The organism is Desulfosarcina sp. BuS5, from assembly GCF_028752835.1.
Lineage (GTDB): Bacteria > Desulfobacterota > Desulfobacteria > Desulfobacterales > BuS5 > BuS5.
Genome location: NZ_CP087952.1, coordinates 2,218,506 through 2,232,786, shown reverse-complemented (window position 1 = coordinate 2,232,786; position 14,281 = coordinate 2,218,506). Strand labels below are relative to the sequence as shown.

The 14,281-nt window shown below is 39.3% G+C and carries 11 protein-coding genes; 4 read left to right on the top strand and 7 right to left on the bottom strand.

Annotated elements, in window-relative coordinates:
- Positions 1-82 precede the first annotated feature (82 nt).
- On the bottom strand, positions 83-418 hold the full coding sequence (locus tag BuS5_RS10955; RefSeq protein WP_274427658.1) for a histidine triad nucleotide-binding protein: 336 nt from the start codon (positions 416-418) through the stop codon (positions 83-85).
- Positions 419-1,277: 859 nt separating this feature from the next.
- Complete coding sequence (locus BuS5_RS10950; RefSeq protein ID WP_274427657.1) at positions 1,278-2,432, bottom strand: IS4 family transposase; 1,155 nt, start codon at positions 2,430-2,432, stop codon at positions 1,278-1,280.
- A gap of 733 nt (positions 2,433-3,165) precedes the next feature.
- Here BuS5_RS10950 and BuS5_RS10945 point away from each other — a divergent pair.
- Positions 3,166-4,623 (top strand): sigma-54-dependent Fis family transcriptional regulator, encoded by a 1,458-nt coding sequence (locus tag BuS5_RS10945; RefSeq protein WP_027355094.1) that lies wholly within the window; start codon positions 3,166-3,168, stop codon positions 4,621-4,623.
- 215 nt (positions 4,624-4,838) lie between these two features.
- Here the strand turns inward: BuS5_RS10945 and BuS5_RS10940 are convergent, their stop codons facing one another.
- The 3 genes from BuS5_RS10940 to BuS5_RS10930 all read right to left on the bottom strand — a co-directional run bounded on the left by BuS5_RS10940 (position 4,839) and on the right by BuS5_RS10930 (position 6,334).
- A complete protein-coding gene (locus tag BuS5_RS10940) occupies positions 4,839-5,117 on the bottom strand; it encodes a PxxKW family cysteine-rich protein (RefSeq protein ID WP_027355093.1) in 279 nt (92 codons plus the stop codon).
- Between the two features lie 450 nt (positions 5,118-5,567).
- Positions 5,568-6,092, bottom strand: a complete 525-nt coding sequence (locus BuS5_RS10935; RefSeq protein ID WP_027354987.1) for a CvpA family protein — start codon at positions 6,090-6,092, stop codon at positions 5,568-5,570.
- A gap of 2 nt (positions 6,093-6,094) precedes the next feature.
- Entirely contained in the window at positions 6,095-6,334 is a 240-nt protein-coding gene (locus BuS5_RS10930) for a MoaD/ThiS family protein (protein WP_051375163.1), read from the bottom strand.
- Positions 6,335-6,941: 607 nt separating this feature from the next.
- On the opposite strand from BuS5_RS10930, the gene ppdK reads away from it, so the two are divergent.
- A complete protein-coding gene (gene ppdK / locus BuS5_RS10925) occupies positions 6,942-9,674 on the top strand; it encodes a pyruvate, phosphate dikinase (RefSeq protein WP_051375165.1) in 2,733 nt (910 codons plus the stop codon).
- A 62-nt stretch (positions 9,675-9,736) separates the two neighbouring features.
- On the opposite strand, the gene BuS5_RS10920 is transcribed toward ppdK, so the two are convergent.
- On the bottom strand, positions 9,737-10,411 hold the full coding sequence (locus BuS5_RS10920) for an adenylate kinase (RefSeq protein ID WP_027354988.1): 675 nt from the start codon (positions 10,409-10,411) through the stop codon (positions 9,737-9,739).
- Between the two features lie 1,002 nt (positions 10,412-11,413).
- Between BuS5_RS10920 and BuS5_RS10915 the strand changes: the two genes are divergently transcribed.
- Both BuS5_RS10915 and BuS5_RS10910 read left to right on the top strand, forming a co-directional pair.
- Positions 11,414-12,577 (top strand): IS4 family transposase, encoded by a 1,164-nt coding sequence (locus BuS5_RS10915; RefSeq protein WP_443112696.1) that lies wholly within the window; start codon positions 11,414-11,416, stop codon positions 12,575-12,577.
- Positions 12,578-12,945: 368 nt separating this feature from the next.
- Entirely contained in the window at positions 12,946-13,404 is a 459-nt protein-coding gene (locus tag BuS5_RS10910; RefSeq protein ID WP_084446242.1) for a hypothetical protein, read from the top strand.
- A 100-nt stretch (positions 13,405-13,504) separates the two neighbouring features.
- On the opposite strand, the gene BuS5_RS10905 is transcribed toward BuS5_RS10910, so the two are convergent.
- The gene (locus BuS5_RS10905; RefSeq protein ID WP_027354826.1) at positions 13,505-14,188 is read right to left on the bottom strand and encodes a DUF1847 domain-containing protein; all 684 of its coding nucleotides are present in this window, start codon (positions 14,186-14,188) and stop codon (positions 13,505-13,507) included.
- Positions 14,189-14,281: the final 93 nt, after the last annotated feature.

Genomic DNA, 14,281 nt, shown 5'->3' with positions numbered 1-14,281 from the left:
CCGTGATTATACTCTCAAGCTTAAAATTTAGCTAATCATAAAAACTTGATCATCGAGTACCAAGTTATTTTTTAGCGTGCCTTTAATCCTGTTTCCAGCCACCTATAAGATGCAGATGAATATGGAAGATTATCTGCCCCCCACCCTTTTCCACATTAAAAAAAAGCTTATAACCTGATTCCGCAACCAACTCTTTTTTGGCCATATCCCTTGCAATGATTATCATTTCGGATATAAATCCCAAATCTTCGCCAGTAATATCATTAATGCTCCTGATATGCTTTTTAGGCACAATAAGCAGATGAAGAGGAGCCTGGGGGTTAATATCTCTGAATACTACAACTCTGTCATTCTCGTATATAAAATCTGACGGAATTTCTTTATTTATAATTTTGCAAAAAAGGCAATCATTTTCCATTCTGCATCTTCTCCTATAATTTTTTCTGTCCTTATGAAATTTGTTACCCGACAATCTATTTTGTAATTTCTTTTCTTATATTTTAATAATAGGTAGGCAAAAAAGAGAATATGAGGGTATGATATATAGGTTTTTAAATGATTATCTGAAAATCTACAGTAAAAGTGTGATTTTTCCAAGTCTGGCGCGCTCCTTTGATTATCAATTTTTTTTTGTCTACCAGCCAGGGAAAAATTTCCTCAAAAAGATGCCTTTTAATCTTTACAATCTGCAACTGCTAATACCTATACATACACAAAAAATAATATATTTATTGCATATATATACATAAAATTCAAGCTATAGATTGTCACATAAATAATTTCACTGAGTTATCAGTCGTCTGAGTATTACAATAGACCTGCCTCCCTCTGGCCTTGTGCCAAATTTTATAAAAGAGGGGTAAATATCTGGCAATCTATATATTCTGATTATATCGGATTTAGGGGAGCCTGATAATGAGTAGCGTAACTGGTTGTGATTAAAACATAAACATGCATAACATGTTGATATTACAAAAGATATTTTTGACTATATTTTTTTCAATAATTTTATATGGTTAGAGACAAATCCACTCCAAAGGAGATCTCTAACCATATGGGAAAAGCAGATACAGGATCCACTACCCGGAATAATAAAACCATATGTTTGCCCTTTTTGCAAGAGGTCTATAACGATACTAAAACTCCGATATCAGCAATTCCCGATTGGAGCCAGAATGCCCTAAAACAGCGAAGTAAGGAATTTACCTTTCGTAAACTTTTTCTTAAATTTAGTCTAAAACCGATGGCATCTGCTATTTTTTTACAGTAGTGTCCGGTTAAGTTTTTGCATATAGCATTTGCTCTTTGATAATCAGATTATTAGACCATACGTTTTTTTCGTCAGTACGTAATTCGTTCTGGATGGTATTTCTAAGCTGACGAATCCTCTTTATTGATACAGGTTCATTAAACTGTTCATGGCAGTATATGGCCATAAGCAGGTAGGTTATTAACCCCGCAAGGATTTGAACCATCAGGCCATATCTACTGTGAGCAATCAAGTGGTACACTTTTAAATGTTTCTTCCACCATTTGAAAAAAGTTTCGATATCCCATCTAAGCTTATAAACGGTTGCAACCTGCTCGGCTGTAAGATCATAACGATCAGTTGCCACAAAATATTTGACACCGGCAATTTTATAACCAACCAGTCGAACCGGCTTTCTGGTCTGGTTTACCCCAGGAGTGCCAAGAAGAACCACAGCATCATAAAAAATATAGCTGTCGGGATCAACAGGCTGCTCTTTGATAATAGTTCTTGTTGTTTTCGCTTTGATGCGGCAAACAAAATGTTTTTTTTCATCCTGAAGAAGATCAAAATCCTTATGTGATTGATACCCCCGATCCATGATTCCTGTTTGGCCTTTTGTAAGGATAGACCTGACAAAGGGGCGTTCAGCGCCATTTCCATTTGTCAGATGAATTTTTATAGGAATCTTGCGATTGACATCAAAGCCGAAATGGCCTTTTGCTTTTTTAGCGCCTTTTCTGTAATCAGCCCAGTACATGGACAGAACTGCATCAATTAAAGATCCATCAATGGAAACGAGTTCACCGAGATCTGAATAATTTGATGGTAAAGCATTTTGTGCCTGGCTGCAAAGAGCTTGAAAAACATATTCAAGCTGTTCAAGCCCTCGAGAATTGATAATTTCGGAAAAACTGCTACGACTGATCCCTCCATCTGGAGCGACACATTCTTTGGCAAAATCGTCTTCTTTAAGGTGTTGAATAAGATCACGAGCTGATTCATGTTCTTGTAGATGGAAAAATATCAGTGCGTGAAGCTGATCTTCAAAAGTCATTTTCAATGGCTTGTGACCTCGGGATTTAAGCTGTGGCGTGTCAGGAAAAATCTTTTGCAAAGGTTTGAGAAATCGAGCATGAGATTGGGGATTAAAATTCTTTTTTGGGATATTGAATATGTCCATTTTTGTCTTAACTCCTTGTTATAATTATATTTTATAACAAAACAACAAAAATTTTTATTTGGTTTGTCAAGTAAAAAATGAACATTTTTCTAATTTTTTTATCCCATATAACATGCAAAAACCTAACCGGACACTACTGAAAAATAATACAAAATACGGCAAGCACATCACTTACTGGTGACACTTGTGATAAAAAAAACTTGTTACAGACCTCGGTATTTGAGTTCGACAATGTTTTTATAAATTTTACCACTAACTTATTGAATTAATTTAAACAAAACGATGGCATGAAAATTGCCGTGTCCAATTTTTATACAGCTTTACACTATAGCTTTAATTATAAATATATTCAGATTATTAGATGTCATAGCGTCTAATTAATATTGATAAAAGTACGAGGTCTGTATGTATTTTTACATGGCATTTATAAAGGGTGTTGCAAAGTAAAAAAACTTTGATAATAAAATCAATTAGTTAACCCAGAAAAACCCCATTTTTCCATTATGGCATAACTATTTGTTTTAACTACCGATAATAGCAATCTTTGCAACACCCTTTTATAATAGGTCAATAAAAATTCAAACAAAATAACAAAAAAAAGGGGGCACTTTTACCGTCTGCGGGTTTATATAATCTATTCAAACAATAATTGACGGCACGTTTTTTGCTTCTTTCATATCTAACCGCAGACCCAAAAATTAACCCTTCAAAACATACTGAATTTTTTAAAAAAATGCTAAATGTAAAAGACCTTGAACAAATGACGTCAAAAGTTTCATCAGATAATGAACTTAACCATCTCCTGGAACGTATTATTGAAACAACCACCACAATCATGCAGGCCAGGGCAAGTTCACTGCTGTTAATAGATCAGGAATCAGATCGACTCTTTTTCAAGGTTGCCACTGGTGACAAAAAAGATCATCTAAAAGGATTCGAAATTAAAGTGGGACAGGGGATAGCCGGATATGTTGTGGAAACAGGCGAAGCATTACTGATCCCGGATGTGCATAATGATCCCCGTTGGTATAAAAAAATTAGTGAATCTATCGAGTTTCGGACAAAATCTATTGCCTGTGTACCTATGAAAATTAATAACAAAACCATAGGGGTCATTGAGATAATAGATAAAATTAATGGAGAACCTTTTAAACAGGACGATATAAAAAAATTAACTGAATTTTCCTCACTTGCGGCAATTGCAATCGGCAATGCCAGGGAAAACAGGGGTTTAAAAGAAGAACTCGCCCTGAAATACCGTATTATCGGAGAAAGCAGGGCATTAAAAAAGGTCATTTGCGATGCCTCCAAGGTAGCCCGATCGAGCGTAAGCACCCTGATCCTGGGAGAAAGCGGCACCGGCAAGGAACTTCTGGCTCGATTAATACACAAAGAAAGTTCCAGAAAAGACAAACCCATGATTATACTTAATTGTGCTGCTCTGCCTGAAGCCCTGCTTGAAGATGAACTTTTCGGACATGAGAAGGGAGCCTATACCGGGGCATTAAGCAAAAAAGTTGGAAAATTCGAGCTTGCAGACCAGGGGACGATCTTTCTTGATGAGATAGGGGAGATGCACCCCGGAATGCAGGCAAAACTACTAAGGGTCCTTCAGGAAGGCATATTTTACCGTGTGGGAGGCAATGATCCGGTTTCGGTGGATATTAGGGTTCTGGCAGCAACAAACAGGAATATAGAAGAAGATGTAAAAAAGGGTAAATTTCGTGAGGATCTTTACTATAGGCTGAATGTCGTACAGATTCAAATCCCCGCGTTAAGAGAAAGAAGAGAGGATATCCGGCCTATAGTCGAGTATTATTTCGACAACTTCAAAAAAGAACGCGGACTGCCGAATTTGACCATATCCGACAAAGCCATGGAGAAAATATTTCAGTATGACTGGCCGGGTAATGTAAGAGAGTTGCGCAATGCCTTGGAAAGGGCTGTTGTCATGGGGAATGGCCGGGAGATAGAGGAAAGTGACCTGACGATATCGGGAGCAAAACCAAAATATCCCGGTTTGCAGATAGGGCTGACCATGGAAGAGGCTTTAAATAATTTCAAGAAAGAATTTATAACCATAAATTTAGAACATACCGGCGGTGTGAGGAGCAAGGCCGCTGTAATCATGGGCATTCAAAGAACATACCTCTCCCGCCTTATTTCCAAATATGATCTGCGCGGAATCTGAGCCATCAGGAATTTTTTTACGACAGCATAAAATATAAAAAAAACCCCTCTTACCCTGTACAGGGTAAGAGGGGTTTACATGCTGATATTAACTATAGATTGTCAGATAATTACCTGATTTTAAAATTTGGCGCAAGGACATATGGAGTAAGGCGTATTGTAATACTCCGACGACCGATAACGCAGTGAAATTATTTATGTGACAATCTATATAGGCTATCTGCCGAGTCTCTTGGAAGCCTTCAAAGGATTGAGATTCCCCTGTTCCGACTTTACAATTGAGGAAACATGCGTAGCCAGATTACAGTTGCCGTTTTTCCATTTCAATGCAGGCTCGGGACAGGCAGTGCAATACCAGGCTTTCTGGAACTCGGCGCTGCGGTTGCAGTCTTTACACTCGTCTACTATCTCATGGCAAAATCCGCCATTATACGAACAACCGTTCGCTGTCATTAGAGTACAATCGTGATCTTTTTTAATTGTTGTGCAAATCATTTTAAACACCCCTTTAGAATAAAAATATAGAATTCCACTTAAATAATTTCAATCCGTTATCTGTCAAAACCTTCGTAGAAGCACGACCCATCGTGCCCCTGCCAGTGCGGCTCTTCCAGGTTTTTCCCTAAAAAAAAGACCGGGGAGAGATACCCAGCCTTTAAAACTTCAGCGTTATTGAACTAGCAATTAGAATCTATATCATATTAATTGTCAAGCAAAAAAATCTATACTAAAACTCTGATATAAGGATTTTTAAATAAAGAGGTAGCTTTCAACGCCTACGTTACGAGGGGTTTTAAAGCGCGTACAGGCGCGTAATTGCATAAATAGAGGTGTTTGTATGACTGTGTGGCTATCAAGTTTACTTGATTAACCTATTGATATAATTAATATTTCATACTATTATCTTTGCTTAAATCCTTATATCGGAGTTTTAGATCTATATATTTAATTTATTTTCCATTCTTTTTTTAGAGCTTGAATTTTTTCGCTAAACTTTTTTTTCATATCTTCACTAACGACTCTTGCCATATTTTCTGAAATCAACATGACATGTTTTGATAACATGGAATCCTTGATAACCGGAGCGCCCTTGTCAAGAAATGAGGTAAGAACTACCAAAAAAACGGAAACAATAAGAATCCCCTTTATTAATCCGAATACCGACCCGCATATGCGGTCCACCCATCCCAGAAAAACAATATTAAGTATATACCTGATCAGCAACCCCAAAAAATTAATAGCAAAAAAAACAACACAAAATATAATCAAAAAACTTAATATATTAAGATAGGCCTGATTAGATATCCAGCTTAACAAAGGCTTCGCTATTTTTAAATAATATGTATAAGCAGTGTAAAAACCTGCAAATACACCGATTATTGCAAAAAGCTCGCTTACAAGCCCGCGAAAAATTCCGCGAATCATGCAGAAACATAAAATCGCAACTATGAACATATCGAGCAGATTCATACTTACCCTCCTCCAATGGGGGGGAAAATGCCGACCCTTTCCTCTCCATAAAGCGTCGATTCAAGATCGCCCTTTACTCCATTAATAAAGATCAGCTTTGCCTTTTCATCAGGGATGCCTAATGTTTTTAGAAGGTTACGTATGATCGTGCCCCTGCTTACAGCAAACCGGCCGGCATTATCCGGGCTGAATTGTCTAAGGGTTGCAAACAATTTTATATCAATATATATTTTTTTACCCAAAACTACTTAAACCTCCATCACAAAATTTTAGAGATATTAGCCATGAATGTCAAGTCCAGATAAAATTGACTAAAACTCCGATATAAGGATTTAAGCAAAGATAATAGTATAAAATACTAATTATATCAATATGTTAATCAAGTAAACTTGATAGCCACACAGTCATACAAACACCTCTATTTATGCAATTACGCGCCTGTACGCGCTTTAAAACCCCTCGTAACGTAGGCGTTGAAAGCTACCTTTTTATTTAAAAATCCTTATATCGGAGTTTTAGAAAATTGAAAATTGAGATTAAAATGGACGATGTAGATGTAAAGGTACAGAAGTAAAGACCTGCCCCCCTTTACATCGTCCATTTATTTATTTACATTTTTCTTTTTTAATAATATGGTAAAGTGTTAAACGTATATTGTTGTGGAAACTTGTCTTCAGGGCTTGTCAGGATCAAATAAAATACAGATATAATGCTATATCAATTAAACAGATTACAAGTTTTTGATTCAGCACTAAACATCTGTGTTACTTTATAAAATCACAACAATCAGCGATGAGCAGCAGATGTAACGATTAACAGTAAAATTTTGAGCAGCTAAAAGGATTATCAATGGAAAAAAAATGGGTATATTTTTTCGATCAAGTTAAACAGGCTGAAGATTATATCGGAGGGAAATGGGATGATGTGCGGACGCTGCTAGGCGGAAAAGGCGCCAACCTGGCCGAGATGGAAAGGATAGGCGTCCCTGTTCCTCCCGGATTTACCATAACCACCGAGGCATGCAACAAGTTTATCGAATTAGGAGAGATATTCCCTGAAGGTATGTGGGATCAAGTGCTTCGGGAGATGGATAAAGTTGAGTCTTTAACAGGCAAAACATTCGGCGGCCTTGAAAACCCCCTGCTTGTATCGTGCCGCTCAGGCGCAAAATTTTCGATGCCTGGGATGATGGATACTGTCCTGAATATTGGTTTAAACAATACAACTGCCGGGGCTTTGATTAAACTTACGCAAGATCCGCGATTTGTGTATGATTCCTACCGCCGCCTGATACAGATGTTCGGATCTGTCGTTATGGGTGTTGACGATGATCTTTTCGAAGATGTTATCACAGAGGCGAGGGCCAAAGCCGGGGTGGAGACTGATTCCGAACTCACCGCCGATGCCTGGGAATTGGTGATTGGTAGGTTTAAAAAAATTTTTAAAAGCGAGACCAAACTTGAATTTCCCGATGATCCCCATACACAATTGATGCTTGCAACCGAAGCAGTCTTTAAAAGCTGGAACGGCAAGCGGGCAATCGCTTACAGGAATGCCGCCAATATTTCTCATGATCTTGGAACGGCGGTTAATATCGTAACCATGGTTTTCGGCAATATGGGTGACACTAGCGCCACCGGCGTTGCCATGACACGCAATGGTTCAACAGGGGAAAACAGGATAGAGGGCGATTACCTGATAAACGCCCAAGGCGAGGATGTTGTAGCCGGAACACGCATGACCAACGATATCTCTTTAATGAAAGAGGATGCTCCGGAAGCATATGCGGAGTTCGAAAAGATTGCACGACTTCTTGAAAATCACTATCGTGAAATGCAGGATGTAGAATTTACTATTGAAAACGGCAAGTTGTGGATGCTCCAAACCCGTGATGGAAAACGTACGGCCCAGGCTGCTGTTCGTATAGCGGTTGAAATGGCTAGAGAAGAATTGATCACCCAAAAGGAAGCCGTGATGCGGGTAAAACCAGAGCAGGTCGATTTCTTTTTACATCCCCAGTTTAAGCTCGAAGCTACAAAAGCCGCCAGAAAATCTGGGAATTTTTTTGGGAAAGGTCTTAATGTCTCCCCAGGCGCAGCTTGTGGAGTGATTGCCTTGACCGCCGACCTGGCCCAGGAATGGAGCAAGGACGGAAAAGACGTCATAATGGTTCGTCCGGAAACCAAACCGGATGACGTGCATGGAATGCTTGCCGCAAACGGTATCCTTACCAGCCGGGGTGGCCGTACGAGCCATGCGGCGCTCGTGGCGCGCCAATTCGGAAAACCTGCAGTGGTCGGCCTCTCGGAGATGGTTATCGAGATGAACAAGCGCAGGCTTGCCATTGGTGATATTATAATTAATGAAGGGGACAAGATTTCAATAGACGGGACAACCGGAGAAGTATATATCGGCGAAATCGAGTCCACCGTGCCTGACATAAATGATGAATGGCTGATGACTATACTTTCATGGGCTGATAAATTTCGGCGTCTCGGAGTATGGGCCAATGCGGATTATCCGGTCGATGCAAAGAGAGCGCGCAGTTACGGCGCAGAGGGCATCGGCCTTTGCCGCACGGAGCATATGTTTTTAAATCCTGAACGACTTATATTCGTTCAAAGGATGATCATGGCGGATCTGCCGAGTGAGAAGAGGGAAGCTATTAGTGCACTTTTGCCCTTTCAGCGCGAAGATTTTGAAGGCATTTTCAGCGAAATGGACGGTCTGCCGGTTATTATCCGCCTGATCGACCCCCCCCTCCATGAATTTCTCCCCGATCGCGCACAACTAGTCCGTGAACTGGCGGATCTGAAAATACGCCTCAGTCATGCGGATACTCTGGATAAAATAAACCAGTTACTGCAAAGCTTTAAGAAAAAAGAAAAACTTTTAAGGCGGGTCGAAAGCCTGGATGAGACCAACCCGATGCTCGGTTTCAGAGGAGTGCGTCTAGGGATCTGCATTCCGGAGCTTACCACTATGCAGGTTCGCGCTATATTTGAAGCGGCTTGTGCCGTCAGCAAAAAGGGGATAAAAGTCTTTCCGGAAATTATGATTCCGCTTACCAGCCATTGCAATGAGTTGAAGGTGCAGAGGGCCGTGCTTGAAAAAGAAGCCAAAATAGTGATGAAGGAACAAAATGTGAAGATAGAGTATAAATTCGGCACTATGATCGAGATCCCCCGCGCAGCTTTGACTGCTGATCAGATAGCGAAATATGCATCCTTCTTCTCTTTTGGAACCAATGATTTGACGCAGACCACATTCGGAATCTCCAGGGATGATGCCGAAGCGGCTTTCCTGATAGAATATATAAGCACTAAAATATTAGAGGCTAATCCGTTTGCCACAATAGACAAGGATGGTGTGGGACAGTTGATGGAGATGGCCGTTACCAAAGGAAGGAGCGTAAAACCCGACCTGGAATGCGGTATATGCGGTGAACACGGAGGTGACCCGGAATCGATTTTTATTTGCCACAATCTGGGATTAAACTATGTTTCCTGCTCACCCTTCAGAGTTCCTGTTGCCCGCTTGGCTGCCGCCCATGCAGCCCTTAGGGATGAACAGTCTGAATAAAAATAAAAAGTTATAAACTAAAGCCCGGCCGGAAGGCCGGGCTTTAGTTTATTTAATTGCTGCTAAAGCTTTGAAACCAGTTCCGCCGTAACATCTTGAACGCCAGGCGCGCCATCCAGGGTAATATATTTGACAGACCCGTCTTTTTCGGCCAGGTCTTTAAAATAGTATGAAGATGCAAGGGTTCCTTCATTTGCATCATAATAAATATTATGCCGTTTGTTGATAGCCTCCTCATCTTGGTCATCGTCTCTTTTCGTTAAATCACCACCGCAAACACGGCACTTGTCTCCATCCGGCTTAATCGCATCTATAAAAATATTATTCGGATGATTATTATCATTAGCACAAAGCCGGCGTCCCATTATCCTGTTTTTAGCAATCTCGCGGTCGAGTTGCAGTTCAATAACTATATCCAATGCAATCCCTGCCGCTTTTAATGATTCATCAAGTTTTATGGCCTGATTTTTATTTCTTGGAAAACCGTCAAGCAGCCATCCCCCTTTGCAGTCATCGCGTTTAAGGCGATCCAGAATCATGGGAATTGTGATTTCATCAGGTACAAGGTCACCCTTGTCTATATAGCCCTTTGCCTTTGCACCGAGTTCGGTTCCGTTAGAAATATTTTCACGAAAAATTGCGCCTGATTCAATATGGGCTATACTGTACTTTTCTTTTAATATTGCCCCCTGCGTTCCCTTACCACTGCCGTTAGGCCCAAAAAACAGAATGTTCATAGATTTTCTCCTTTTAATTGCTTGTATCCTTTTCAAATAGGATTTAATTCATTTTTTTTCAAACTTGACTGTTATCCATATAAAAAATACGCAATATTGTCAAGATTGATAGTACCTTCCAATAGAGCAAAACGGATTTATAATTTACCGGCAGAAGCGCGGTAATGAAATAAAATTTTCTGCTTTTACCTCTAAAACTCCGATATAAGGATTTTTAAATAAAAAGGTAGCTTTCAACGCCTACGTTACGAGGGGTTTTAAAGCGCGTACAGGCGCGTAATTGCATAAATAGAGGTGTTTGTATGAGTGTGTGGCTATCAAGTTTACTTAATTAACATATTGATATAATTAGTATTTCATACTATTATCTTTGCTTAAATCCTTATCTCGGAGTTTTAGGTTTTACCTGTTTTTAATTGACCGCAACTGATGGAATTGTTAACTTTATTTTTTTTTTTTATATGAAACACACTCCCCTAAAAAAAGCGTAGGGGTACCATTGATTTTAAGGTAATCTTAAAATTATTAATATTATTAGTAATTTATCAATGTTGTATAAATAAAATCAGTTCCTTGGTTAATAATAAGATTGCGGTAATCAGCTTTTCAATGAATTTAGAAATGTCGGCCTATATCAAAAAAGTTTTATATGCGTAGTTCCTTCTCTGAAGGACTAACAGTTAGTTGTGCAAAAGGCCGACCAGTCATGTTATATTCGCGCTCAAAGGCTTCAGTTGTACTCTCGACTTCATTTTCCAATTCAAAGCAAATCAGATTACTGTAATCCACTCAAACGATTTTATAAATTGCTTATGGCAAAATTAAATTTCACAAGGAACCAGTTTAAGTCCCATTTCTTTGCAGTAGTGTCCGGTTAGCTTTTTGCATAACCTGTTAAAAATGGTGAAAAAAAATGACCAAACCTGAATTTTTTACTTGACGAGCAAAGAAAAATTTTTGTGACAATTTGTAATATTATCAATTATTACAAGGAGTTACAAGATGCCGTACAGTTTCAAACCGTCTCGGAAAAAATTTTATTCACCATCATTTTTTAAATTATCTCATCCGTTTATAAAAACTGCTTCTGAGGCTCCACCTCTGACTTCCAAAGGAGATAGGCCATTAAAAATGACTTTCGAAGATCAACTCAATGCACTAATTTTTTTTCATCTTGAAGAACATGTATCAGCTCGCCATCTCATCCAAATGCTCAAAGAGGATGATTTCGCTCGTGAAAACATTGCTCCTGAAAATGGAATCAGCAGAAGCAGTTTTTCTGAAGCCATTAATAATAGAGGGCTCGAGCAATTAAAATATGTATTTGAAAAACTTAGTATTGAAGCTTCTAATGTACTGCCTGATCAGCATGCTGACCTCGGCAATCTTGTTGCATTTGATGGTTCATTCATTGATGCCGTACTCTCAATGACCTGGGCTGACTATCGAAAAGGGGCAAACAAAGCTAAGGTACATCTTGGCTTTAATTTAAATCAGGGCATTCCAGCTAAAATTTTTCTTACCGCCGGCAAAGGAGCTGAAAGACCGTTTGTCAATCAATTGCTATCTCCCGGGCAAACTGGTGTAGGTGATCGAGGTTACCAAAAACATGCCCTTTTTGATTTGCTGCAGGCTGAAGGCAAAAGCTTTGTAATTCGGATAAAGGCCGGTACAACCAAAACGCTTATCAAAGAACATGAGGTTAACCCTGACAGTATTGTTTTTTATGATGCCGATGTTCTGTTAGGTACTGTGGAAAACAATAATCAAACTGAAAAATCTGTCCGCCTTGTAGGTTATCGTGTAAATGGTGTTGATTACTGGGTAGCAACGGATTGTAGGGACTTGACCGCAGAGCAAATCGCTCAGATTTATAAACTCAGATGGAACATCGAAATTTTTTTTGCATGGTGGAAACGCCATCTTCGAGTGTACCACCTCATTGCAAGGAGTGAATACGGGCTAATGGTCCAAATCCTTAGAGGACTCATTACTTACCTGCTTCTTGCAATTTATTGCCATAAAAATCATGGCGAACCTGTTAGTATCAAAAGGGTTAGGCAGTTAAGGATACAAATTCAAAATGAGCTTCGTGATTCCGGTAGCTCTACAGAGTCATTTTTTTTCAAAGAACAAAAACATTGCCAGCTACACGCAAAAACCTAACCGGACATTACTGGATAGAACTAATATTTCTTTGATTTACTTGCCCATAGCACTTACAATTTTTGTTCGGGCAAGGTTGATTCCAATCTGATGATTTTCTCATAATCTTTTCCTCCCAAACTGGGTAGCAAGAAGCAAAAATGAGTCCTTGTTTGTTTTAAAAATAAGCATCAAATCAGAATTAAAAATAAACAGTATGTACAGCAATTCCCGGACGAGTCTTAACTCTCTGATATTATTATGTTATCAGACAAGAGTTTTCGCAAACTCTAAAATTGAAAGTTCAATGATTCCAATAAGTTAAGCTATTTATGACCGGGAATTGCTGCAGTATGTAACAAAAAGCTATGTTAACTTTCAATTAAAACATTAAACATGCTCGGTTTATAATCAATGTAGTAGCGGGAGAGCACCGAAAAATTAAGGCACAATCTGATGAAAAAATACGGTGCCTGCCGAAAGGTTTGATCACAGACAGTGATAAGGCTGGCCTTGCAGTAAAAGCAGCCACTGCCAATTGCCGTTGTCTCCCTGATGGTGGCGGGATAAGCATATTGAAAAAAAATATGCATGAGCTATCAGGCATTGAAAACAGTCTGATCGTTTGTAATCCGCCATATGGGATTCGCCTGAAAGAGGATACGGGGTTAGAAGTTTTTTATAAAAATTTGGGTGATTTTTTAAAGAAGCGATGTAAGGGATCCCATGTTTATCTCTTTTTTGGAAACCGGGACATGATAAAGAAAATCGGCCTTAAGTCCGCCTGGAAAAAACCATTACACAACGCCGGTCTGGACGGAAGGGTTGTGAAATATGAAATGTTTTGAATACCGTAGGTGAGCCTGAGATCGACAAACGAGAAAAATAGCCTCTTGTCCGGCTGATAAATCCTTATATTCAAGCAGGGTCTTCCGATTATTCCTCATATTAATCAGGTTGTTTCAGATATCTGTAATAACTATCAATATTATATATCGCGCCCAGGGGGTTATGGCAAAGGACCCGATCTTTGACCGCCAGCACGGTACATGGTGCCTCAGCATATTTGAAAAAAAGAGAATCATGCCCCACACACAGACCAAGCAGAACGTTAAACTCTGTTTTTTCGCTGTTTAAAAGCAGGGCCTGCAAAATCGGATTACACATAGTTTCGAATGATCCTATGGCTATTTTTTCTTCATCCTTGATCCCGATTAATTCTTTTGGCACCTGCCCCACTTTGCAGATAACCGAAACCATATCAAACCCTTTGGATGAAAAAAGTTTTTCAACAATCTTGGCTTCCTTCCTAAGAGCCACACAGAACACCAATCCCAGCCGGGTATAATTCATCCTGCGGGCAAATTGAATCACTTCAAGAATACGGGGGGTGATAGGTTTTACATGAGCATACCCAAGTTCTTTTTGACCATAGCCTTCGCCCTCCTGGATGGATGACTGCTTTGCGAATTCGAGAACATCCGGTTTTTGATATTCCGCAAGACATTTTTCAATAAGATCGCTTTTATTTTTGGTCGGGCAAAAAGGGGGCGATTTCCCGTCTTTTGTTCTGCAAAGTCGATCCTGGACAGGATAGGGGCATTTGGCGCATTGAGCATTCAGTTTTTCCATAATACCATCACTTATTCCTTTGGGCTCACTAAAAATTTCAAACAGTCATACCTTTGATCTCTTATCACCAGTGAGCTCCAGCTGTTATTATTT